Genomic DNA, 23,026 nt, shown 5'->3' with positions numbered 1-23,026 from the left:
CCGCCATATCTCGACAGAGCAGGTCGCGTCTGATAAAGCACACAGTTTTTTCTCCGCGTAGGGGTGGTAAACGCTCGCGCACCGATATTCGGGCGCGTCGCCGCCTTCGTTTCGGGTGCCCAAAGGCCACGTTTAGGCTAGAATGCACGGCCTCAAAGCACACCCCCTTCCCCGAGGCTGTCCCGACGATGTTGATCCTGCGTGGTGCTCCCGCCCTTTCCGCCTTCCGCCACAAGAAATTACTTGAGCAGCTGACCGACAAGGTTCCGGCTGTCAGTGGCCTGTACGCTGAATTCGCTCACTTCGCTGAAGTAACCGGCGCGCTGGATGAGGCAGAGCAACAAGTCCTCGACCGCCTGCTCAAGTACGGCCCGAGCGTGCCGGTTCAGGAGCCTCGTGGTCGTCTGTTCCTGGTGTTGCCGCGTTTCGGCACCATCTCGCCATGGTCGAGCAAGGCCACCGACATTGCGCGTAATTGCAGCCTGAGCAAGATCCAGCGCATCGAGCGTGGCATCGCCTTTTATGTCGAGGGCTCGTTCAGCGACGCTGACGCCCAGGTGATTTCGGACGCCCTGCATGACCGCATGACCCAGGTTGTGCTCTCTGCGCTGCAAGACGCATCCGGCCTGTTCAGCCATGCGCAGCCCAAGCCGTTGACGGCCGTCGACGTATTGGGTGGTGGGCGCGCCGCGCTGGAAAAAGCCAACGTCGATCTGGGCCTGGCCCTGGCTGAAGATGAAATCGATTATCTGGTCAATGCCTTCGTGGGGCTCAAGCGCAACCCTCACGATATCGAACTGATGATGTTCGCCCAGGCGAACTCCGAGCACTGCCGTCACAAGATTTTCAACGCCAGTTGGGACATCGACGGCCAGAGCCAGGAGAAAAGCCTCTTTGGCATGATCAAGAACACCTATCAGATGCACAACGAGGGTGTGCTGTCCGCTTACAAGGACAACGCCTCGGTCATCGTCGGCCACACCGCCGGCCGTTTCTTCCCGAATCCTGAAACCCGCCAGTACGGCGCGGTGCAGGAGCCGGTGCACATTCTGATGAAGGTCGAGACTCACAACCACCCGACCGCCATCGCACCGTTCCCAGGCGCGTCCACCGGCTCGGGGGGGGAAATCCGCGACGAAGGCGCGACCGGGCGTGGCGCCAAGCCCAAGGCGGGCCTGACCGGCTTCACCGTTTCCAACCTGAACATTCCGGGTTTCGAGCAGCCTTGGGAGAAGCCGTATGGCAAGCCCGAGCGCATCGTCACTCCGCTGGACATCATGATCGAGGGGCCGCTGGGCGGCGCCGCGTTCAACAACGAATTCGGTCGTCCGGCCCTGACAGGCTATTTCCGCACGTTCGAGCAGTCGATCAACACCCCGCGCGGCGAAGAAGTCCGTGGCTACCACAAGCCGATCATGTTGGCCGGTGGCATGGGCAACATCCGCGAAGAGCACGTGCAGAAAGGCGAGATCACCGTGGGCGCCAAACTGATCGTGCTGGGCGGTCCGGCGATGCTGATCGGACTGGGCGGCGGTGCCGCTTCCTCCATGGCCACCGGCACCAGCTCCGCGGACCTGGATTTTGCCTCGGTTCAGCGTGAAAACCCCGAGATGGAACGCCGCTGCCAGGAAGTCATCGATCGCTGCTGGCAGTTGGGTGACAAAAACCCGATCGCTTTCATTCATGACGTCGGCGCCGGTGGTATCTCCAACGCTTTCCCGGAACTGGTCAACGACGGCGGCCGTGGCGGTCGCTTCGAGCTGCGCAATGTGCCGAACGACGAACCGGGCATGGCGCCGCACGAGATCTGGAGCAACGAATCCCAGGAACGCTATGTGTTGGCCGTCAGCGCCGTTGATTTCGAGCGTTTCCAGGCGATCTGCGAACGCGAACGTTGCCCGTTCGCCGTTGTGGGTGAGGCGACCGAAGAACCGCATCTGACCGTTACTGACAGCCATTTCAACAACACCCCGGTGGACATGCCGCTTGAAGTGCTGCTGGGCAAACCGCCACGCATGCACCGCAGCGCCACCCGCGAAGCCGAGCTGGGCGATGATTTCGATCCGAACACGCTCGATCTCGAAGAAAGTGTGCAGCGCGTTCTGCGGCACCCGGCCGTGGCCAGCAAGAGCTTCCTGATCACCATCGGCGACCGCACCATCACCGGCCTCGTCAACCGCGACCAGATGGTCGGCCCATGGCAAGTGCCAGTGGCTGACGTGGCTGTGACCGCCACCAGCTTCGACGTGTACACCGGCGAGTCCATGGCGATGGGTGAGCGTACGCCGCTGGCGCTGCTGGATGCTCCGGCGTCCGGGCGCATGGCCATTGGTGAAACCATCACCAACATCGCCGCGTCGCGCATTGAAAAGCTTTCCGACATCAAATTGTCGGCCAACTGGATGTCTGCAGCCGGTCACCCAGGCGAAGACGCACGTCTGTACGACACCGTCAAAGCGGTCGGCATGGAACTGTGCCCTGAGCTGGGTATCACGATTCCGGTGGGCAAGGACTCCATGTCCATGAAAACTCGCTGGAGCGATGAAGGCACCGAAAAAACCGTCACGTCGCCGCTGTCGCTGATCGTCACCGGTTTCGCGCCGGTGAGTGACGTGCGCAAGACCCTGACCCCGCAATTGCGGATGGACAAGGGCGAGACGGACCTGATCCTCATCGACCTGGGCCGTGGCAAGAACCGCATGGGCGCGTCGATTCTGGCGCAGACCCACGGTCTGTTGGGCAAGGCGGCGCCGGACGTGGACAACGCCGAAGACCTGAAAGCCTTCTTCGCCGTGATTCAGGGCCTGAATGCCGACGGCCACCTGCTGGCGTACCACGACCGATCCGATGGCGGTCTGATGACCACCGTGCTGGAAATGGCGTTCGCCGGTCACTGCGGTTTGAGCCTGAAGCTCGAAACCCTGACCAGCAAGCGTGAAAAGGTCGCGGCCATTCTTTTCAACGAAGAGCTGGGTGCGGTGATTCAAGTGCGTCAGGACGCCACCCCGGTGGTCCTCGCACAATTCAGCGCAGCCGGTCTGGGCGAAGATTGTGTGGCAGTGGTCGGCAAGCCGATCAATAACAGCGAAGTGACCATCAGCCTGAACGGCGAAGCGTTGTTCAAAGGCGACCGTCGCCTGCTGCAACGCCAATGGGCGGAAACCAGCTACCAGATTCAGCGCCTGCGTGACAACGCCGACTGCGCCGACCAGGAATTCGACGCCCTGCTGGAGGAAGACAACCCCGGCCTGAACGTCAAACTTGGCTATGACGTCAACGACGACATCGCCGCGCCTTACATCAAGAAGGGTGTGCGCCCGCAGGTCGCCATCCTGCGTGAGCAAGGGGTCAACGGCCAGGTGGAAATGGCAGCGGCCTTCGACCGCGCCGGTTTTGCCTCGGTGGACGTGCACATGAGCGACATCCTCGCGGGCCGTGTCGACCTCGATGCATTCAAAGGGCTGGTGGCGTGTGGCGGTTTCTCTTACGGCGACGTGCTGGGGGCCGGTGAAGGTTGGGCTAAGTCCGCGTTGTTCAATGCCCGCGCGCGTGACGCGTTCCAAGGCTTCTTCCAGCGCAACGACAGCTTCGCGCTGGGTGTGTGCAACGGTTGCCAGATGATGTCCAACCTCAGCGAATTGATTCCGGGCAGCGAATTCTGGCCACATTTCGTGCGCAACCGCTCCGAGCAGTTCGAAGGTCGCGTGGCGATGGTTGAGATCCAGAAGTCGGCGTCGATTTTCCTGCAAGGCATGGCGGGCTCACGCATGCCGATCGCCATCGCCCACGGCGAAGGCCATGCGGAATTCAAATCGACTGAGGCCCTGCTTGAAACCGACGTATCGGGCACCGTGGCCATGCGTTTCGTCGATAACCACGGCAAGGTCACCGAAAGCTACCCGGCCAACCCGAACGGCTCGCCGCGCGGGATCACGGGTCTGACCACTCGCGACGGTCGCGTCACCATCATGATGCCGCACCCTGAGCGTGTGTTCCGCGCGGTGAACAACTCGTGGCGTCCGGACGAGTGGAGCGAAGACGGCGCGTGGATGCGCATGTTCCGTAATGCGCGCGTCTGGGTGAACTGATCAGGGATGTACAAGCTCGCGTTCTTCGTGCCACCGAGCCATGTTGAGCAGGTCAAGAGCGCGTTGTTCGCCGCCGGTGCGGGGCGAATCGGCGCGTATGACTGCTGTTCATGGCAGGTGCTTGGTCAAGGCCAGTTCCGCCCATTGGACGGCAGTCGACCGTTCATTGGGCAGGCTGGGCAGATCGAGACAGTCGAAGAGTGGAAGGTCGAGCTGGTCGTCGCCGATGATTTGATCCAGCAGGCGGTGGCGGCCCTGAAAAGCAGCCACCCCTATGAAACACCAGCTTACGAAGTGTGGAAGCTCGCGGATTTCTAGCGTACACCGCAAACCTCCTGTAGGAGCGCGCTTGCCCGCGACCTGGCGCGAAGCGGCAGCAAATCAGGCGCATTCGTTGTGCCAGATATACCGGGTTAGCTGGTTTTGCTGCCGCGTTGCGCCAGGTCGCGGGCAAGCGCGCTCCTACGGCACCTGGCGTCAATGAGGCTTCATCATCCCCCGCAATGCCTCGCTCAAGCCCTGAGCACCATTTCCTACCAACACATGCCACACGCCATCACCCAGGTTTCTCACCCCTTGAGCGCCCAGTGCGTCCAGTTGATGGACCGCTAGCGTTTGTCCTTCCTTTAATTGCACGCGCAGGCGCGTCAGTGCGACGCATTCGACATCCATCACCGCCTTGCTGCCCAGTGCGTTGAACCATTGCTCTGCTTGGCTGCGGTCGGTTGCCTGGCCCGGTGCAGGACCAATGGGCGGATTGATAACTGAAGCTTTCGGCGCATGCGGCAGAGCCTGACGCAGTTCATCCGCCAGCCCATCCGCCATTGGCCCCACCACCACCTGCAGGCTCCCTGCATTGCCGGGCCTTACCACAGCCATCGCGCCGAGGTTTTTCAACTCACTGTCCTGGGCCTTGCTGCGATCCACCAACTGCAGGCGCAAACGCGTGGTACAGGCGTCGATGCTCAAAAGATTGTCCGCACCGCCCAAGGCGTGGATATACGCGTCTGCGCGGTCGCTTTGCGTTACGTGGGATGAGGCACCCGCTGTCTGCTCGCGACCGGGCGTTTTCAGATTGAAGCGCTTGATGCATTGATCGAACACCCCGTAATACACCAGCGCGTAGATCAGGCCCAGCGGGAAGATCAGCCACCCGTTGGTGGATTTGCCCCAGCCCAGTGCCATGTCGATGGCACCGCCGGAAAAGGTGAAACCCAGGTGAATGTTCAGCAGGTTTGCCAGGGCCATCGAAAGGCCGGTCAGCAATGCGTGCACCACGTAGAGCATCGGCGCGAGGAACATGAAGGCGAACTCGATGGGCTCGGTGACGCCCGTCAGAGCGGAGGTCAGCGCCATTGACAGCAAGACGCCGCCGATCAGTTTGCGTTGCTCCGGCAGCGCATTGCGGTACATCGCCAGGCACGCCGCGGGCAGGCCGAACACCATCATCGGAAACATACCCGTCATGAATTGGCCCGCGTGGGGATCGCCTGCGAAGTATCGCGCCAGATCACCGGTGACCACGCGCCCGGTTTCGGGGTCGGTGAAAGTCCCGAAAACGAACCACACCAGGTTGTTCAGAATGTGGTGCAGCCCGGTGATGATCAGGATGCGGTTCATCACCCCAAAGAAAAACGCTCCGATGCTTCCGCTCTCCAGCATCAATTGCCCCAGTTCATTGATGCCTTGCTGAACCGGCGGCCAGATCAGCCCGAACAAAAGCCCCAGCGCGACTGCCGACAGACCGGTGACAATCGGCACGAAGCGCCGGCCACCAAAAAACGCCAGGTAATCGGGCAGGGCAATCTCCTTGAAACGGTTGTACAGCGCGCCACCGACCAGCCCGGCGATGATGCCGGCGAGCATACCCATGTCGATGTGCGGGTCGAGGACCTTGAGCGTCGCGGTCATCACCAGATAGCCAATCGCCCCGGCCAGACCCGCCGTGCCGTTATTGTCGCGGGCGAAGCCGACCGCGATGCCGATGGAGAAGATCAGCGCCAGATTGCTGAAAATGGCATTGCCCGCTGAATGAATGATTGCGATGTTCAGCAGGTCGGTGTCGCCCAGCCGCAGCAGCAGCCCGGCAATGGGCAGGATGGCGATGGGCAGCATCAACGCGCGTCCCAGTCGCTGTAACCCTTCGATGAAGTGTTGGTACACGGCGTCTCTCCTTCGGGCGTTTGTTCTTGTTGTCAGGCAATGACTGCCCGCGGCTGGACCTGGGTCTGAAAGGTGCGGCAAGCCTCACGCACATCCTCGGCGCTGCCGAGCGTCATCAGGTGCTGCGCCAGTGCTTCACACTGTCGGGTGTCCAGTTCGCGGACCTGCGCCTTGATTTCGGCGACGTGCAGCGGGCTGACCGACAGTTCGCGCACACCCAGCCCGATCAATGCCGCTGTGGCGAGCGGGTCGGAAGCCAGGGCGCCGCAGACGCCAACCCACCGTCCTTTGCCTTCGGCCGCGGAGCAGGTCATCCCGATCAGGCGCAGCAAGGCCGGATGCAATGCGTCGACGCGCGCCGCGAGTCCCGCATGATCGCGATCCATGGCCAGGGTGTATTGCGAAAGGTCGTTGGTGCCCAGGGACAAAAAGTCGGCGTGGGCAGCGAGTTGGTCCGCGAGCAATGCCGCGGACGGCACCTCGATCATCACGCCCACCTCGGGACGTTCGGTCACCCCTGCCTCATCTGCCAGCGCTTCGATGCGTGAACGTACCGCCAGCAATTCGCTGACTTCGCAGATCATGGGCAACAGGATTCGGCAACGAGCCAATGGCGTGACCCGCAGCAGGGCGCGCAGTTGTTCATCGAGCAATTCCGGACGCGCCTGTCCCAGGCGGATCCCGCGCAGGCCCAGCACCGGATTGGCTTCGGCCGGAAGGGGCAGATACGGCAGTTGTTTGTCGCCACCGATGTCGATGGTGCGGATGATGACCGGTTTGTCGTGCAGTGCATCCACGACCGACTGGTACGCTGATCGCTGCTCGTCTTCAGTCGGCGCTGTCCTGCGCTCGACGAACAGGAACTCCGTGCGCAGCAGGCCCACGCCGTCAGCGCCGTTGTGCTGCGCGCTTTGGGCATCGGCGAGCGACGCCACGTTGGCCGCTACCTCGATGCTGACGCCGTCGAGCGTCAACGCCGGCTGGTGGGCATGTTGCTGCTGGCGCTGGCGTTGTTCCAAACGTTGCAGGCGCTGTGCCTGGACCTCGCGTAAGCGGGCTTCGCTCGGCTGGTGTTCGAGGCGACCGCCGTCGGCATCCAGTACGGCTTCCTGGCCGGCCCTGACCTCAAGCACGCTCGCGCCCATGGCTACCACGCAGGGCAGGCCCTTGCCTCGCGCAAGAATGACGACGTGGGACGTCGCACCGCCCTCGGCCATGCAGACCCCGCCGATCCCCCGTCGCACCAGCATCAGCAGGTCCGATGGCGTCAGCTCACGGGTCACGACGATGGCGCCAGGCGGAATGTCCATGTCGCGCGTATCGCCAAGCAACGCGTGCAGGACACGCTGTCGCAAGTCTCTCAGGTCATTGGCGCGTTCGGCGAGCAACGGGTTGTCGAGCCTCTCCAGCGCGGTGCACTGCGTCAGCACGGCTTGGCTCCAGGCGTGCGCAGCGCTTTGCCGCCCATCGATGGCGTCGTGGGCCGCGTCGAGCAGTGCAGGGTCCTCGAGCATGGCCAAGTGCGTGGTGAAGATTGCACGCTGCTCAGGCGGGTCGCGGTCCAAGGACCCACTGATGTCGATCCGGACCTGCGCGAGTGCATCGGCGAGCCGCTGGCGTTGCTCCTCTGGACGATGGTCGGCGGTGTCTACGCCCAGCTCGATCGTATCGAGCAAGAACAGCGTGCCATTGGCCAGGCCAGGGGACGCGCAGACGCCCGTGATGACGCCCGGCTCGGCGGGCAGCCGGATGGGCGGCGCCATCGCAGTAGCAGGCGCGTGGGACTCGTCCTCCAATGAGGTGGCCGACAGCGCTTGCATCAATGCCTGTAAAGCGAACTGGCAGTCATCGCCCCGGCACACGACTTCCACTTCATCCTGTTCGGCAATCCCTAGCCCCATCAGCCCGGTGACACTGTCGGTGGACGCCTTGGCTCCGGCGAAATGCAATTCGCTCTGGCTGTTGAAGCGTCGCGCGGTCTCGCGCACCCGCGCAGCGGGCCGAGCATGGAGCCCGCCACGGTGCGTTACTCGAACTCGCCCTTGGGCCGATTTGGCCTGATGACGAGATTCCTCAGCATTTGGCGCCTCATGGGCCAAGGTCATGATGTCCATCAACGTTTCGCCGACGTTGATCGAGGTACCGTTCTTGATTGGCGCGATCTCGAATCGGTCGCCGTTGAGCAGGATCATCGGGCTGATCAGGCTGCGGCTCGCGCGGGCGACGCGGTCCAAATCGAAGCGCAGCAACGCCTGACCTTGCCGGACGCGTTGGCCGTCTTCGACCAGCGCCTGAAAACCCTCGCCGTTGAGCCCGACGGTGTCGATGCCCACATGCAGCAGCCATTCACTGCCGTTGTCGGCGCGCAGGTTGACCGCATGGCGCGTGCGGGCGACGTTGATCACCACACCGTCGAAAGGCGCGTGTAGCACGTCATCCAGCGGGTCGATGGCCAAGCCGTCGCCCATGCTGCCTTCCGCAAACACCGGGTCGGGAATGTGCGCGAGACTCACTACTGCCCCGCTGAAAGGGGCGCTGAACGTCATCTGTTTATTCTTATGCATGACATCGTCCTTGCTGGCGTCGATCGAGACGGCGCGGAATCAACGGGTTTTGGTGACTTTGCTCAAATGCCTTGGCTGGTCGGGGTTCAGGCCTCGGGCTTCTGCGAGCCCCGCGGCCATGACGTAGAAACTCTGGATGGCGAGAATCGGGTCGAGGGCGGGGTGATCCGCGCAGCTCAGTGTCAGGTTGCGACCTTCGACGCCTTCGGGCGCGGCCAGGATGACCTTGGCGCCGCGCTCGCGCATATCGGCGGCGAGCGTCAGCAGGCTGGCTTGCTCGGCGCCGCGTGGGGCGAAAATCAGCAGCGGGTACTGTTCATCCACCAGCGCCATAGGGCCGTGCCGAACCTCGGCGCTGCTGAACGCTTCGGCTTGAATGCCCGAGGTCTCCTTGAATTTGAGCGCGGCCTCCTGAGCGATGGCGAAACCGGTTCCGCGGCCGATGACCATCAGCTGCTGACACCCTCGCAGCGCGTCGATTGCCGATGACCAGTCCTGGCCGGCGGCGTCGTGCAGGCGTTCGGGCAAGCTCTCGCCAGCGTGAAGTAACGTGCGGTCCTGGGTCCAGTGGGCGACGAGCCGAGCGCTGGCGGCGAGGGTGGCGATGAAGCTTTTGGTCGCGGCCACGCTCAATTCAGGCCCTGCACACAGAGGCAACACATACTCACAGGCCTGCTCCAGTGGCGAGCCTTCGGCATTGACCATTGCGATGCTCAAAGCCCGGCGGGCGCGCAGCGTGCGCAGGCTGTCCACCAGATCGGGACTTTGACCGGACTGCGAGAAGCCAATGGCCGGTTGGTTGTCGACGTGCATGGGCGCGTCATGCAGGGTCACCACCGACATGGGCAGCGATGCAACCGGCACGCCTGTGAGCTGCATGGCCAGGTACGCGAAATAACTGGCGGCATGATCGGAACTGCCCCTCGCTACCGACAGAACGACACGCGGACTGGCCTGGCGCAGGCGCTCCGCCAGCGCGATCACGCGCGGTTCGAGCACCTCCAGTTGACGTCGGACGACGTCCGCGGAGGCAAGTGCCTCCTCAAGCATTTTCGAGTTCAAGGGTCTCTCCTTCGACCATGACGGCAGTGACGTTGAGATCGCGGCTCAGGTAGACGGCGTCGGCCCACGCGCCGGCCTCCAGGCGGCCGCGGTCCTGGATGCCCAGGTAATCGGCCGGAAATTGCGACAACCGCCGAGAGGCCTCTGCCAGAGGCAGGCCGATGTTCACCAGATTGCGCAGCGCCTGATCCATGGTCAGGGTGCTCCCCGCCAGCGTTCCGTCCGGGAGGCGCACCCCGCCCAGACACTTGGTGACGGTGTGGCTGCCCAGTTTGTATTCGCCATCCGGCATGCCCGTGGCGGCAGTCGAGTCGGTGACGCAATACAGGCAGGGAATCGACCGCAGGGCCACGCGGATGGCGCCGGGATGCACATGCAGCAGGTCCGGAATCAACTCGGCATAACGCGCGTGAGCCAGCGCCGCGCCGACGATACCGGGCTCGCGATGATGCAGCGGACTCATGGCGTTATAGAGGTGGGTAAAACTGGTCGCCCCCGCGTCGAGGGCGTTGACGCCTTCCTCGTAACTGCCCAGCGTGTGGCCGATCTGCAGCCGGACGCCGCTGGACGAGAGCGTCTTGATCAGGTCGACATGGCCGGAAATCTCCGGGGCGATCGTGATGACTTTGATCGGTGCCAGGCGCAGGTAATCCTCGACCTCGTCCAACAACGCGGCATGTGCATGGTTGGGTTGAGCACCGAGCTTTCCAGGGTTGATGTAGGGGCCTTCCAGATGCACCCCCAGCACGCGGGCGGTGCCCGGCGCCCGCTGCTGGCAGTATCCGCCCAGTTGTTCGAGGATCTGGCTGATTTCGGCGGCAGGGGCCGTCATGGTGGTCGCCAGCATCGACGTCGTGCCGAAACGCAGGTGGGTGCGCGCGATGGTGGCGAAACCTTCGACGCCTTGCATGATGTCTCGGCCACCTCCGCCGTGAACATGCAGGTCAATGAAGCCGGGCAGCAGGTAGGGCAGGCTGTTGTCCAGAGGATCGCAAGACTCGCCTTGAATGCCGGTCACCCGCCCGCCGCGATGCTGCAACTGGCCGCAGATCCAGCCGTCGGGGGTCAGGATGTTGAAATCGGGCATGTGTGCTCCGCCTGGTTTACCGACGCAGCTCAGCGACGAAATCGTAGTAGTCGTCGCGGCAATACGTGTCGGTGAGTTCAATGGGGGTGTTGTCGGCGAGGTAACCGATCCGAGTCATCAGCAGCATCGCGGTGCCGGTTTCGATGCCCACCAGCGCGGCCATCTCCGCTGAAGCGTTGATGGCACGGATGTGCTGCAGCGCGCGCACAACGGGGCGACCGATGGCATCCAGGTGCGCGTACAGCGAATCGCCGATGGCGTTGGGGTCCGGCAGCAACGTGGCGGGCAACGTGCTCAGCTCTACCGCCATGACGATGCCGTCGGCTTTGCGCAGGCGTTTGAGCCGGGCGACATTCTGCGTCGGCGACAGGCTGAGTCGGATCAGTTCCTCATGGGTCGGCAGCACGATGCCGCGCTCCAGCCACTGAGAGCTGGGATTGAAGCCTTTCGAACGGAGCATTTCGCTGAAGCTGGAGAGGCGGGAAAGTGGTTGCTCGAGGCGCGGCGTGATGAAGGTGCCTGACCCCTGGCTGCGACGCACTAGGCCCTGGGCCAGCAGAATTTCCAATGCTTTACGGGCGGTGACTCGGGAAATGTTCAGCGTCTCGCTCAGGCTGCGTTCCGACGGCAGCGCCTGTTCGGCTTTCCACTGTCCCGCGTGAATGGCCGCCTCCAGATTACGCGCCAACTGCAGGTAGAGCGGCGTGGGCTGGCTGTCGTCGGGGCGCAGGGCAAGGATCGATTGCATGTAAAACGGGCCCCACTTCAGAGGGAAAGTTTTTATGGAGATGCCATCGAAAGTAATACCACTTGAATACCACGTCAACCGGTGGGTAGGGGCAAAGCAGATCTTTTGGTCACAAAGTGGTGACGTTCGGGGGCGCTGCGCAATTCACCATGGCGCAAGGGGGAAGTCGAGGGGAGAAACCGATACGGTCGGCTGGAAACGGCGGGCTTATTGACTGTCGTTAAACGGCGGGCCCCTTCGCGTCGGGCTCAGGGTAGGGCGCGGGTGGCCTCGGCGCTGCGACAAGGCCGATCCTCTGGCAGGTGGCTCAGGGCCGTATCTCGATCATCGTGCCGTCCTTGACCAAGTCCCACACCTCTCGGATGTCGCTGTTCTTCATGGCAATGCAGCCATTGGTCCAGTCCAGGGTGTGGAAATACCACTCCGGGTATTCTTCGTTGATCGGCGTGCCATGGATCATGATCATGCTGCCGGGGTTGACGCCTTCGCGGCGGGCGCGGGCGGCATCGGAGATGTTCGGGTAGGAGATGTGCATCGACAGGTTGAAGGCATCGCTGGTCTTGCGCCAGTCCAGCCAGTAGAAACCTTCCGGGGTGCGTTGGTCGCCTTCCTGCAGCTTGGGGCCTTTGGGGGATTTACCCAGGGAAATGCGGTAAGTTTTCAGCGCCTCGCCCTTGCTCATCAGTTGCAGTTGATGAGCGGATTTGAGGACCAGCACTTTGTCGATGGTACGGTGCGCAATGTCCTGCGTGTCCACCACCTTGCCATCGACGAATTTCTGCTCGCTGCCCTTGGGCACGATGGTCTGAGTGAACGCGGCCTGGGAAAGCGGAACGAACGACAGGCACAGAGCGGCAAGCAACAAACGCATTTCAACGGTATCCCTGAAGCTCGCGCATCGACGAACGCGCGTCATCATCTGGTCATAGTGTTTTGAGAGGAGGGGTGACAGACAGGCAATCGGTTCGCACCGGGAATTCTTGATGCCGCCGGTCGTTGAAGAAGCATTCTAGGGTACGCCTGACCGTCTGGAAAGCCAGCTCGGACCACGGAATCTCCCCCTCGTCGAACAACCTGACCTCAAGGCTTTCTACCCCGGCTGCGTAGTCGGCGCTGACCATGTTGGCGCGGTAGAAGATGTGCACCTGGCTGATGTGCGGCACATCGATCATGGCATACAAATGCAGGTCTTCGAGCACCGCACAGGCCTCTTCGACAGTCTCGCGGCGGGCCGCCTGTTCGACGCTTTCGCCGTTTTCCATGAACCCGGCTGGCAACGTCCAGTAGCCCATTCTTGGCTCGATGGCGCGTCGGCACAGCAACACCTTGTTTTCCCAGACCGGCAAGACGCCGGCGACGATATTCGGATTCTGGTAATGAATGGTGTGGCAGTGATCGCATACGTAACGCGGGCGGCTGTCGCCCTCGGGGATGCGCTGGGTGACCTGTTCACCGCACTGGCTGCAGAATTTCATGATCGGATCGCGTTCCTGAAGTCAGCGGCTATCTTGGCGCGCCGCGCGGGTCGGGGGCAAGGCCCGAGTTCCGGTAGACGGGGAGGGGTTGGGCGTATCGCAGCTTTGGTGCATCATGCCGGACAGGCATTAGATCGAGAACTCCCATGCTGGACGAGCTACTTCGCCGTATCAAGGGTCATACGCCGGGCACGCTGGATAATGACGGACGTTTCCCCGAAGCGGCGGTCCTGGTACCCATCACCCGTAGCGATGAGCCTGAACTGGTGTTGACGCTGCGTGCCAGCGGCCTGTCGACCCACGGTGGCGAAGTTGCCTTTCCCGGCGGGCGGCGCGATCCCGAAGATCCTGATCTGGTGTTCACCGCGCTGCGTGAGGCCCAAGAAGAAATCGGCCTGGCGCCCGGCCTCGTTGAAATCGTCGGTCCTCTCAGCCCCCTCATCTCCAAGCACGGCATCAAGGTCACCCCCTTTGTGGGCGTGATTCCCGATTTCGTCGAATACACGCCCAACGATGGCGAAATTGCCGCCGTTTTCAGCGTCCCGCTGGCTTTCTTCCGGGAGGACGCCCGGGAGCACACCCACCGCATCGATTATCAGGGCCGCAGTTGGTACGTGCCGAGTTATCGGTTCGACGAATACAAGATATGGGGCCTGACGGCCATCATGATCGTCGAGCTCGTGAACGTGCTCTACGACAGCAATATTGATCTGCATCGGCCACCGCAGCGCTCGGCCATCCTGACGCTGAAGTCCTGACCGGCCTTGCCGCTTTACGAATGTCTGCCTGACCCACGGCCAGAGAGCCGAGCCATGAGGAAAACAAGATGAAATACCGTCTGGGCGATGCCCGCGTCGAAGCCCACCCGCAAAGCTGGATCGCTCCCACGGCCACACTGATCGGCAAGGTTCGCCTGCAGGCCAATGCCAGCGTCTGGTTTGGCGCTGTGCTGCGGGGCGACAACGAACTGATCGATATCGGCGAGAACAGCAATGTGCAGGATGGCACCGTGATGCATACCGACATGGGCTCGCCGCTGACGATCGGCAAGAACGTGACCATCGGCCACAACGTGATGCTTCATGGGTGTACCGTCGATGACAACACGCTCATCGGGATCAATTCCGTGATCCTCAATGGGGCGAAGATCGGAAAATACTGCATCATCGGCGCCAATTCGCTGATCGGCGAAGGCAAAGTCATCCCCGACGGTTCATTGGTGATGGGTTCCCCTGGGAAGGTCGTGCGCGAGCTCACCGACGCCCAGAAGAACATGCTCGAAGCCAGCGCGGCCCATTACGTTCACAATGCCCAGCGTTATGCACGCGACCTGGCGCCTCAGGAAGATTGATGTCCACCGAATCCGCAATTCACGAAAAACCCGTACGTTCCCCTTGTGTGAGCATCTGTGCCCTGGATGAGGGCGATCTGTGCGTCGGTTGCCAGCGCACTGGCGCAGAGATCGCGGGCTGGGGCCGCATGAGCAACGACGAGCGGCGCGCCGTCCTGGTGCTGTGCGAGGCCCGCGCACGGGCGGGCGGGATGTTGTTCACGGTGCCGGGTCGCTAAACGGGGCCTCTTTTGCTGGCGGCACACGTTGCGCTCGAAGCAACTCGATGACTCTGTCGTTGAAGGCCCGAAGAGAAAATGGCTTGATGAGCACGTGCATTCCCGTTTCCAGCCCATCTTTGTCCAACGCGGCGTTCTCTGCGTAGCCGGTCACGAACAGCACATCCAGCGTGGGCCGCCAGACGCGTGCAGCGTCAGCCAATTGCCGACCATTCATACCGCCCGGGAGGCCCACGTCCGACACTAGCAGGTCCACGGTCTGGCCGGATTGCAGGATCTCGAGCGCCGATGCCCCGGTGTCGGCCTCAAGTACTCGATAGCCTTGATCGATCAGAACTTCGGTCATCAAGGCGCGCACGGAGGGTTCATCGTCCACCACCAGTACCGTTTTTCCGCTGGCCGGCGCGGCGGCCGAGCGGCTCAGGGCTGGCGTTTTGGCGGCAGGCTTCTCAGTACCGATGTAGGCGGGCAGGTAAATGCAGACACGTGAGCCACGTCCGAGCGTCGACTCGATGCGCACACCGCCGCCGGACTGTCGCGCGAACCCATAGATCATCGACAGCCCCAGCCCTGTACCCATCCCCATGGGTTTGGTGGTGAAAAACGGTTCGAAGGCGCGCTTGGCCACTTCTTGGCTCATGCCGGTGCCGTTGTCGCTGACAGACAGCGCCACGTAACGCTCTTCGGGCAGCTCCAACTCCTGCGCGTCCGCGGCATCAAGGGTTTCGTTGCAGGTCTCGATCAACAGCTGGCCGCCGTCCGGCATGGCATCGCGCGCGTTCAGGCAGAGGTTGAGTAGTGCGTTTTCGAGTTGGTGGGCATCGACGCGCGTGGTCCAGAGGCCTCGCGTGGCAAGAACGTCCATAGCGATGGCAGGACCGACCGTGCGCCGTATCAGCTCGGCCATGCCCTCGACCAAGTGATCGACGTCTGTCACCTCGGGGTCAAGGGTTTGCCGACGGGAATAGGCCAGCAGTCGATGGGTCAACGCTGCGGCCCTGCGCGACCCTTCCAGCGCGGAGTCGATGTAACGGTCCAGCTGTTCGGTGCGGCCTCTGGCGACGCGGTTCTTCAACAACTCCAGGTTGCCGCTGACCCCTAGCAACAGGTTGTTGAAGTCATGAGCGAGGCCTCCGGTCAGTTGCCCGACCGCTTCCATTTTCTGTGATTGCCTCAATGCGTCTTCGGCCAGACGCAGCGCGTCGGCCTGCCGTTTCTCATGGGTGATATCGCGCGCGCTGCAGTACATCTTGCCGCCTTCCGGAACGGCGACCCACGACAGCCATCGGTAGGTGCCGTCCTTGTGCAGGCAACGGTTCTCCAGGTTCAGGACCGGATGATTGCCTTTCAGCGCTTCGAACGCGTTCTGGGTGTGCACGGTGTCATGGGGGTGGATCAAGTTGCCCAATGTCTTGCTCGACAATTCGTCGTCTGACCAGCCCAGGGTCGAGCGCCAGGCCGGGTTGGTGGTCTCGAATTGCAGTTCGGCGGTCATGACTGAAAGCAGATCGGGGCTGACCTGCCAGGTCAGGCCGCGCTCGTGTGAACGCTCGATCACCTGGCGCTCCAGATCGGCAATCAAATCCAGACGTCGCTGCTCGCTGGCACGCAATGCGCGCTGGTCCAGCACTCGCTTGGTGGTCTCCTTGGTTACGCACAACAGACCTGCAATTCGGTTGTGTTCGTCGATGACCGGAGAGAAGGAGAACGACCACCACGTACGCTCGATCTCTCCGTAGCGAGCCATGACCAGCGGCAAGTCTTCGCACTGATAAGGAATACCGCGCAACGCATCCTCGATATTGGACTCAACCTGATCCCAAACGTCCGACCACAGCTCTTTCATCCGAGCGCCCATGGCGTTTTTCAGCCGAGGACCTAGCACGGGCGCGTAGGCATCGTTATGGAAAAACAATAAGTCCGGCCCCCAGAGGACGTACATCGACTCGGGAGAGTTGAAGATCAGATTCAAATGAATCTTCAGGCCCGCTGGCCACTGATCCATGGGGCCGAGCGCAGTGGTCGTCCAGTCGATTCCGGAAAGGGTACGAGCGGCCGCACTGTCACCTGCGGGAAAACCGGGATATCGAGTCAACAGCGAAAGCTCCATTCAAATGGCCCAATACGAAGCCAGACCAGAAAGATCGTCACCCGTGCTATCCATTTGAGGGTGGAGGATCGAGCGGCTCAATTCGCCATTATTCGAATGAATAGCGAAAAAGACCGTATCAACCCGAAGCAACGTCAAAACGGTTGACCATGGCGCTGCCGAGGGGTTGCGTGATGACAGAGAAATAAGATCAGGCGCGGGGTGATGGCGGCTCATGGAAAGTGCCATCGAATGGCGCAGGGTGGCCGGCATTATCCGCTGGGGTTGGCAGCGCACATCACGAACCGAATCCGGATGAGTCCCACTCCCATGGCCACCCGCACCATGGGAACGGATTCATTCTCGACCGCTCGGCACGTTTCAGTGCTTGACCATCACATGCCGCACCGAGGTGTAGTCTTCCAACCCGTACAGGGACATGTCTTTCCCGTACCCAGACAGTTTCTGACCGCCGTGCGGCATTTCACTGACCAGCATGAAGTGCGTGTTGACCCAGGTGCAGCCGTATTGCAGGCGCGCACTCAGGCGGTGGGCGCGGCCGATGTCCTGGGTCCAGACAGAGGAAGCCAGGCCGTAATCCGAATCGTTTGCCCAGCCGAGGACTTGGGCTTCATCCTCGAACTGTGTGACTGAAACCACCGGCCCGAAGACTTCACGGCGAACGATTTCGTCATCCTGCTGGGCGTCGGCAATGACCGTTGGCTGGAAGAAGAAACCCTTGCCTTCAATGGCTTTGCCCCCTGTGATCAGTCGGATGTGGGATTGCGCGATCGCGCGCTCGACGAAGCCCGTGACGCGGTCGCGATGCTGGGCGGTGATCAGCGGCCCGAGTTCGGTCGTCGGGTCATCCTGTGGCCCCACCTTGATGGAGCTCACCGCCTCGCCCAGCTTTTTCACGAAGGCATCGTAGATCCCTTTCTGCGCATAGATACGGCAGGCTGCCGTGCAATCCTGGCCAGCGTTGTAGAACCCGAAGGTACGAATGCCTTCGACGGCCGCATCGATATCCGCATCGTCGAAAATGATCACCGGCGCTTTGCCACCCAGTTCCATGTGCAGGCGTTTGACGCTGTCGGCGGTACTGGAAATGATATGCGAGCCGGTGGCGATGGAGCCGGTCAACGAGACCATGCGTACTTTCGGGTGAGTCACCAGCGGATTGCCCACCGTCTGACCGCGGCCAAACACCAGGTTGAGTACGCCCGCAGGAAAGATGTCCTTGGCCAATTCGACCAGGCGCAACGCGGTCAGCGGGGTCTGCTCGGAAGGCTTGAGCACCACCGTATTACCGGCGGCCAGGGCCGGGGCGATTTTCCAGGCGACCATCATCAAGGGGTAGTTCCAGGGGGCGATCGACGCGATCACGCCCACCGGGTCGCGACGGATCATCGACGTATGCCCGGGCAGGTATTCACCCGCGGCCGAACCGCCCATGCAGCGGCTGGCACCGGCGAAAAAGCGGAACACGTCGGCGATGGCAGGCAGTTCATCGTTCAGCGCGGCGTGATAGGGCTTGCCGCAGTTGTCCGACTCCAGCTTTGCCAGTTCCTCTGCATGGGCGTCGATCGCATCGGCCAGCTTCAATAGCAGCAGCGAACGATCCTTGGGCGCTGTCTGCGACCAGCTTTCAAAAGCTGCATCGGCGGCGCGCACCGCCGTGTCGACCTGACCCTCGCTGGCTTCGTTGATCTCCACCAACACGCGGCCCAAGGCTGGGTTGAACACAGGCTGCGCGGGACCTTCGCCGGCGACCAGGTGGCCATTGATGAGCAGTTTGGTTTGCATGGCATTGTCCTCTCGTTAACGCCTTCGAATGTTCGTTGCGCCGCCCGGGCTGGCGTGGGGTCGTCCTGAGGCGAGCGAGTTGGCCCTTCACGGGGATTACTTCCCACCGCTCCCGGCCACGCTCTCACCGCCTCGGGTCAGGTAATACGCGCCGAGAATCGGCAACATCGTGACCATCATCACCAGCATGGCGACCACGTTGGTGACAGGCACGTCGCGAGGTCGGCTCAGTTGGTTGAGCAGCCAGATCGGCAACGTGCGTTCATGGCCTGCGGTGAAGGTGGTCACGATGATTTCGTCGAACGACAGTGCGAACGCGAGCATTCCGCCCGCCAGTAATGCGGAGCCCAGGTTCGGCAGGATGATGTAGCGGAAGGTCTGCCAACCGTCGGCACCCAGGTCCATCGATGCCTCGATGAGGCTGTGGGACGTGCGGCGCAGGCGGGCGATGACGTTGTTGTAGACGATCACCACACAGAACGTGGCATGGCCGACGATGATGCTGAACATGCCCGGCTCGATGCCCAGCCACCTGAATGCCGACAGCAGCGCCAGGCCGGTGATGATGCCGGGCAGGGCGATGGGCAGGATCAGCATCAGCGAAATGCTGTCCTTGCCGAAGAAAGCGCGCCGATACAGGGCTGCCGACGCCAGCGTGCCAAGGACCAGCGCGATCAACGTCGCCACGCAGGCGATCTGCAGCGACAGCTTGATCGCCTCCAGCACATCCGGCCGGGAAAACGCCACGCTGAACCATTTCAGGGTCAACCGTTGAGGCGGGAAGCTGAATGCCGCGTCTTCGGTGTTGAAGGCGTAGACGAAGATGATCAGGATCGGGAAATGCAAAAACACCAACCCCGCCCACGCCGCGATTTTCAAACCCCAGGAGGCTTGTTCTTTTTCCACGGGCCTAGAGCGCATCGAAAGCTCCCAGTCGCTTGACGATAGACAGGTAGATGGCGATGAGCACGATGGGCACCAATGTGAATGCGGCGGCCATCGGCAGATTGCCGATGGCGCCTTGCTGGGCGTAGACCATGCTGCCGATGAAGTAGCCCGGCGGGCCAATGAGCTGCGGCACGATGAAGTCGCCCAAGGTCAGGGAGAAGGTGAAGATCGAACCGGCGGCAATGCCCGGCACCGACAGGGGCAGGATCACCTGCGCGAAGGTTTGTCGCGGTGTGGCGCCCAGGTCGGCGGACGCCTGTAGCAGCGAAGGGGGCAGACGTTCCAGCGAGGCCTGGATCGGCAGAATCATGAACGGCAGCCAGATGTAAACGAACACCATGAAACGCCCCAGGTGCGAGGTCGACAGGGTGCTTCCACCGACGCCGGGAATTCCCAGAACCCATAGCAATACCGGCTCCAGCCCCAAGTGCTGGATGAACCATTGCGCGACACCGCCCTTGGCCAGCAGCAGCGTCCAGGCGTAGGCCTTGACGATGTAGCTGGCCCACATCGGCATCATCACCGCGATGTAAAAGAACGCCTTGGTCGTGCCCGTGGTGTAGCGCGCCATGTAATACGCGATGGGAAAGGCGACGATGGCACTGGCGACGGAGACCGCGACAGCCATCACGAGCGTCCGTTGGATCACGTCGAAATTGGCCGGGTTGAACAGCGCTGCGAAGTTGGCCAGGGTCAGGTCGGGCGTGACCGTCATGCTGAAGTCGTCGAAGGTGTAGAAACCTTGCCACAAAAGCCCCAGCAGCGAGCCGAGGTAAATGGCGCCGAACCACAGCAACGGGGGGATCAGCAACAGTGAGAGGTAGAGGTTCGGCCTTCGGTACAGCAGGTCGGAGAGCGACCTCAGAGGCGAGGGCCTCGGCGTCGGCGCACTGTGGATAAGTGTCTGATTCATGTCAGCAAGCCTCGATCACAGGATCGTGCAGCGCGACCATGGCGTCGCGAGCCCAGCGTGCCGTGATGCGTTGCCCGGTCTGGTGGTGCGCGCTGGCTTCCACCCATTGGGTGTTGGGCTGGCTGACGCTCAGGGTCTGACCGTTGTCGAGCTTCAGTTCGTACCGGGTGGCGCTGCCCTGGTACTGGATGTCATGCAGCAAACCGCTCACTTCGATTTCATGAGGGGCAGCCGGGCCATCCGCGAACCGGATGTGCTCGGGGCGAATCGAAAAGGCTGCGCAGTGGCCGCACAGTCGTTGCGCCAGTTCGCCTCGCAATACGTTGGAGGTGCCGACGAACTCGGCAACGAAGGCAGTGGCCGGCTTCCTGTACAGATTGCGCGGCGTGTCGACCTGCTCGATCCGACCCTTGTTGAACACCGCGACGCGGTCCGACATGGACAGCGCTTCGGTCTGGTCGTGGGTCACGAAAATAAAGGTGATGCCCAACTGGCGCTGGAGCTTTTTCAATTCGCTCTGCATCTGTTCGCGCAGTTTGAGATCAAGGGCGCCCAGGGGTTCGTCGAGCAGCAAGACGCGGGGGCGGTTGACCAGCGCGCGGGCCAGGGCCACCCGCTGGCGTTGCCCGCCGGACAATTGCACGGGCTTGCGGTCGCCATAGCCCGCCAGCGCGACCATGTCCAGCGCTTCATCGGCGCGAGCCAGGCGTTCACGCCTGGCAATACCTTTGACTTTCAGACCGTAGGCGACGTTGTCACGCACGTTCATGTGGGGGAACAGGGCGTAGTCCTGAAACACCGTATTGACGTCGCGTTGATACGGCGGCAGGCCCGCAGCCTCTTCGCCATGAATCCGGATCGAACCTGCACTGGGCTGTTCGAAGCCGGCGATCAGGCGCAGGCAAGTGGTCTTGCCCGAGCCCGATGGGCCGAGCATGGAAAAGAACTCGCCGTCCTCGATGTCGATGGAGACCCGGTCTACGGCCTTCACATCGCCGAACGAACGGGAAACTTGAGTGAACTGGACTGCAAGGGTCATGGTGAAACCTCAAATGGAAGCGAAGGCCTATTCAGCGTTTCGCCGGATGAAGCGCACAGGGGGGATGGGCGGAGAATCACGGCGGAGGAGGCTGTGCTCCAGATCGTTTCCACCCTCGGCGCGTCATCGCTTGCCAGCGCTTCGATCAACGCCGCGGTAGCACGCGCCGAGGGGTACGTTTTCACGCAAGCGATGGCAAGCCGGTGCAAGCATGGAAACGATCGGACAGCACCGGACTAAGGCCCACCCATGATTGCGATGTAATCCTGTGTCCATCGGCTGTACGGCACGTATTTGCCCCCCTCGGCCTGCGGGGTCTTCCAGAAGGCGATCTTGTCGAACAAGTCGAACCCATTGGTGGCGCAGCCTTCGGCGCCCAGCAATTCATTGCCTTTGCACGCCGCCGGTACGACGGGCAGCGAACCGAACCAGGCGGCGACGTCACCCTGGACTTTCGGTTGCAACGACCAGTCCATCCATTTGTACGCGCAGTTCGGATGCTTGGCCTGCGCATGCAACATGGTGGTATCCGCCCAGCCGGTGGCGCCTTCCTGCGGGATGGTCGAGGCGACCGGCTGTTTGTCCGCAACCAGGCCGTTGACCATGTAACCCCACGAACTGGATGCCACGACGCCTTCGTTTTTCACGTCACTCATTTGCACGGTCGCGTCATGCCAGTAGCGATGCACCAAGGCGTGTTGCGCGCGCAGCAGGTCGAGCACGGCTTTATACTGGGCTTCGGTGAGTTGGTAGGGGTCTTCGATTTTCAGCTCGGGTTTGGCGGTCTTCAGGTACAGCGCCGCGTCAGCAATGTAGATCGGGCCGTCGTAGGCTTGAACCCGACCTTTGTTCGGCTTGCCGTCCGGCAAGTCCTGGGGTTCGAACACCACGCTCCAGCTGACCGGCGGCGTCTTGAACACTTGCGTGTTGTACATCAGGACGTTCGGGCCCCACTGATAGGGTGTGCCGTAGGTTTGCTTGTTGACGGTGTACCAGGGGCCGTCCTTAAGGCGGGGATCGAGGGTTTTCCAATTGGGGATCAGATCGGTGTTGATCGGTTGCACGCGCTGGCCCGCCACCAGGCGCAAGGAAGCGTCACCCGATGCGGTAACCAGGTCATAGCCACCCTTGGTCATCAGGCTGACCATCTCGTCGGAGGTGGCAGCGGTCTTGACGTTCACTTTGCAGCCGGTCTCCTTTTCGAAGCCGGTGACCCAGTCATAGGCCTTGTCGCTCTCGCCTCGTTCGATATAGCCCGGCCACGCCACGATATCCAGCTGACCTTCGCCGTCGCCGACACTGGTCAGCGCTTCAGCGGCCTGCACTGTGCCGGTGGTGAACATGGCGGTGACTACGGCTCCCAACAAGACGTTTGTTTGCACTGACATACGGGTTCCCTCTTTGACTTATGGTTGGCAGGAAATCAGTGGCGGGGAGCGCCGTTGGAAGTCCCCAACCGCAGGCGCTCCTCGGTT

At 62.0% G+C, this 23,026-nt stretch carries 18 protein-coding genes; 5 read left to right on the top strand and 13 right to left on the bottom strand.

The annotated features are described in order from the left end of the window. The first annotated feature begins 188 nt into the window (after nt 1-188). Together purL and DBP26_RS01570 are read left to right on the top strand one after the other, a co-directional pair. Nucleotides 189-4,088: a phosphoribosylformylglycinamidine synthase gene (gene purL, locus DBP26_RS01575; RefSeq protein ID WP_108235853.1), complete on the top strand. Its 3,900-nt coding sequence runs from the start codon at nt 189-191 to the stop codon at nt 4,086-4,088. Between the two features lie 6 nt (nt 4,089-4,094). Further along, nucleotides 4,095-4,406: a YqfO family protein gene (locus DBP26_RS01570; protein ID WP_108235852.1), complete on the top strand. Its 312-nt coding sequence runs from the start codon at nt 4,095-4,097 to the stop codon at nt 4,404-4,406. A gap of 159 nt (nt 4,407-4,565) precedes the next feature. Here DBP26_RS01570 and nagE read toward each other — a convergent pair whose 3' ends face one another. From nagE to DBP26_RS01535, 7 genes are all read right to left on the bottom strand, one after another. Next, nucleotides 4,566-6,251 (bottom strand): N-acetylglucosamine-specific PTS transporter subunit IIBC, encoded by a 1,686-nt coding sequence (nagE, locus tag DBP26_RS01565; RefSeq protein WP_108235851.1) that lies wholly within the window; start codon nt 6,249-6,251, stop codon nt 4,566-4,568. Between the two features lie 32 nt (nt 6,252-6,283). Then, nucleotides 6,284-8,815, bottom strand: a complete 2,532-nt coding sequence (ptsP, locus tag DBP26_RS01560) for a phosphoenolpyruvate--protein phosphotransferase (protein ID WP_108235850.1) — start codon at nt 8,813-8,815, stop codon at nt 6,284-6,286. A 39-nt stretch (nt 8,816-8,854) separates the two neighbouring features. Then, entirely contained in the window at nt 8,855-9,865 is a 1,011-nt protein-coding gene (locus DBP26_RS01555; RefSeq protein WP_256600549.1) for an SIS domain-containing protein, read from the bottom strand. After that, nucleotides 9,858-10,964, bottom strand: a complete 1,107-nt coding sequence (nagA, locus tag DBP26_RS01550) for an N-acetylglucosamine-6-phosphate deacetylase (RefSeq protein WP_108235848.1) — start codon at nt 10,962-10,964, stop codon at nt 9,858-9,860. Before nagA ends, DBP26_RS01555 begins: the two co-directional genes overlap by 8 nt. A gap of 16 nt (nt 10,965-10,980) precedes the next feature. Continuing rightward, nucleotides 10,981-11,712, bottom strand: a complete 732-nt coding sequence (locus DBP26_RS01545; RefSeq protein WP_108235847.1) for a GntR family transcriptional regulator — start codon at nt 11,710-11,712, stop codon at nt 10,981-10,983. A gap of 307 nt (nt 11,713-12,019) precedes the next feature. Then, complete coding sequence (locus tag DBP26_RS01540; RefSeq protein WP_108235846.1) at nt 12,020-12,583, bottom strand: L,D-transpeptidase family protein; 564 nt, start codon at nt 12,581-12,583, stop codon at nt 12,020-12,022. Between the two features lie 52 nt (nt 12,584-12,635). Then, nucleotides 12,636-13,187: an NUDIX hydrolase gene (locus DBP26_RS01535; RefSeq protein ID WP_108235845.1), complete on the bottom strand. Its 552-nt coding sequence runs from the start codon at nt 13,185-13,187 to the stop codon at nt 12,636-12,638. A gap of 146 nt (nt 13,188-13,333) precedes the next feature. Here DBP26_RS01535 and DBP26_RS01530 point away from each other — a divergent pair, with 146 nt between their 5' ends. The 3 genes from DBP26_RS01530 to DBP26_RS01520 all read left to right on the top strand — a co-directional run bounded on the left by DBP26_RS01530 (nt 13,334) and on the right by DBP26_RS01520 (nt 14,756). Continuing rightward, the gene (locus tag DBP26_RS01530; protein ID WP_108235844.1) at nt 13,334-13,945 is read left to right on the top strand and encodes a CoA pyrophosphatase; all 612 of its coding nucleotides are present in this window, start codon (nt 13,334-13,336) and stop codon (nt 13,943-13,945) included. 68 nt (nt 13,946-14,013) lie between these two features. Further along, a complete protein-coding gene (locus DBP26_RS01525; RefSeq protein ID WP_108235843.1) occupies nt 14,014-14,538 on the top strand; it encodes a gamma carbonic anhydrase family protein in 525 nt (174 codons plus the stop codon). After that, the gene (locus tag DBP26_RS01520; protein ID WP_108235842.1) at nt 14,538-14,756 is read left to right on the top strand and encodes a DUF1289 domain-containing protein; all 219 of its coding nucleotides are present in this window, start codon (nt 14,538-14,540) and stop codon (nt 14,754-14,756) included. The genes DBP26_RS01525 and DBP26_RS01520 overlap by 1 nt, the downstream gene beginning before the upstream one ends. Here the strand turns inward: DBP26_RS01520 and DBP26_RS01515 are convergent. From DBP26_RS01515 to ydcS, 6 genes are all read right to left on the bottom strand, one after another. Next, nucleotides 14,737-16,866, bottom strand: a complete 2,130-nt coding sequence (locus DBP26_RS01515; RefSeq protein ID WP_108235841.1) for a hybrid sensor histidine kinase/response regulator — start codon at nt 16,864-16,866, stop codon at nt 14,737-14,739. The genes DBP26_RS01520 and DBP26_RS01515 overlap by 20 nt on opposite strands. A 360-nt stretch (nt 16,867-17,226) precedes the next feature. Further along, nucleotides 17,227-18,651, bottom strand: coding sequence for a gamma-aminobutyraldehyde dehydrogenase (locus tag DBP26_RS01510; RefSeq protein ID WP_108235840.1), 1,425 nt, complete (start codon nt 18,649-18,651; stop codon nt 17,227-17,229). Between the two features lie 96 nt (nt 18,652-18,747). Next, nucleotides 18,748-19,557, bottom strand: a complete 810-nt coding sequence (locus DBP26_RS01505) for an ABC transporter permease (protein ID WP_108235839.1) — start codon at nt 19,555-19,557, stop codon at nt 18,748-18,750. A 4-nt stretch (nt 19,558-19,561) separates the two neighbouring features. Next, nucleotides 19,562-20,512, bottom strand: coding sequence for an ABC transporter permease (locus DBP26_RS01500; RefSeq protein WP_108235838.1), 951 nt, complete (start codon nt 20,510-20,512; stop codon nt 19,562-19,564). A gap of 1 nt (nt 20,513) precedes the next feature. Further along, nucleotides 20,514-21,551, bottom strand: a complete 1,038-nt coding sequence (locus tag DBP26_RS01495; RefSeq protein WP_108235837.1) for an ABC transporter ATP-binding protein — start codon at nt 21,549-21,551, stop codon at nt 20,514-20,516. Nucleotides 21,552-21,787: 236 nt separating this feature from the next. After that, nucleotides 21,788-22,939, bottom strand: a complete 1,152-nt coding sequence (gene ydcS / locus DBP26_RS01490; RefSeq protein ID WP_108235836.1) for a putative ABC transporter substrate-binding protein YdcS — start codon at nt 22,937-22,939, stop codon at nt 21,788-21,790. Nucleotides 22,940-23,026 lie beyond the last annotated feature (87 nt).

The organism is Pseudomonas sp. RIT409, assembly GCF_003052515.2.
GTDB lineage: Bacteria > Pseudomonadota > Gammaproteobacteria > Pseudomonadales > Pseudomonadaceae > Aquipseudomonas.
This window is presented reverse-complemented; position numbering and strand designations above follow the sequence as displayed.

What these genes read in the sequence shown, in the direction of transcription:
- DBP26_RS01570 (WP_108235852.1), top strand. Translation starts at nt 4,095, where the DNA reads ATGTACAAGCTCGCGTTCTTCGTGCCACCGAGCCATGTTGAGCAGGTC.
- DBP26_RS01545 (WP_108235847.1), bottom strand. Translation starts at nt 11,712, where the DNA reads ATGCAATCGATCCTTGCCCTGCGCCCCGACGACAGCCAGCCCACGCCG.
- purL (WP_108235853.1), top strand. Translation starts at nt 189, where the DNA reads ATGTTGATCCTGCGTGGTGCTCCCGCCCTTTCCGCCTTCCGCCACAAG.
- DBP26_RS01535 (WP_108235845.1), bottom strand. Translation starts at nt 13,187, where the DNA reads ATGAAATTCTGCAGCCAGTGCGGTGAACAGGTCACCCAGCGCATCCCC.
- DBP26_RS01520 (WP_108235842.1), top strand. Translation starts at nt 14,538, where the DNA reads ATGTCCACCGAATCCGCAATTCACGAAAAACCCGTACGTTCCCCTTGT.
- DBP26_RS01525 (WP_108235843.1), top strand. Translation starts at nt 14,014, where the DNA reads ATGAAATACCGTCTGGGCGATGCCCGCGTCGAAGCCCACCCGCAAAGC.
- ydcS (WP_108235836.1), bottom strand. Translation starts at nt 22,939, where the DNA reads ATGTCAGTGCAAACAAACGTCTTGTTGGGAGCCGTAGTCACCGCCATG.
- DBP26_RS01495 (WP_108235837.1), bottom strand. Translation starts at nt 21,551, where the DNA reads ATGACCCTTGCAGTCCAGTTCACTCAAGTTTCCCGTTCGTTCGGCGAT.
- DBP26_RS01530 (WP_108235844.1), top strand. Translation starts at nt 13,334, where the DNA reads ATGCTGGACGAGCTACTTCGCCGTATCAAGGGTCATACGCCGGGCACG.
- DBP26_RS01500 (WP_108235838.1), bottom strand. Translation starts at nt 20,512, where the DNA reads ATGAATCAGACACTTATCCACAGTGCGCCGACGCCGAGGCCCTCGCCT.
- DBP26_RS01510 (WP_108235840.1), bottom strand. Translation starts at nt 18,651, where the DNA reads ATGCAAACCAAACTGCTCATCAATGGCCACCTGGTCGCCGGCGAAGGT.
- DBP26_RS01540 (WP_108235846.1), bottom strand. Translation starts at nt 12,583, where the DNA reads ATGCGTTTGTTGCTTGCCGCTCTGTGCCTGTCGTTCGTTCCGCTTTCC.
- ptsP (WP_108235850.1), bottom strand. Translation starts at nt 8,815, where the DNA reads ATGCATAAGAATAAACAGATGACGTTCAGCGCCCCTTTCAGCGGGGCA.
- DBP26_RS01555 (WP_256600549.1), bottom strand. Translation starts at nt 9,865, where the DNA reads ATGCTTGAGGAGGCACTTGCCTCCGCGGACGTCGTCCGACGTCAACTG.
- nagA (WP_108235848.1), bottom strand. Translation starts at nt 10,964, where the DNA reads ATGCCCGATTTCAACATCCTGACCCCCGACGGCTGGATCTGCGGCCAG.
- DBP26_RS01515 (WP_108235841.1), bottom strand. Translation starts at nt 16,866, where the DNA reads ATGGAGCTTTCGCTGTTGACTCGATATCCCGGTTTTCCCGCAGGTGAC.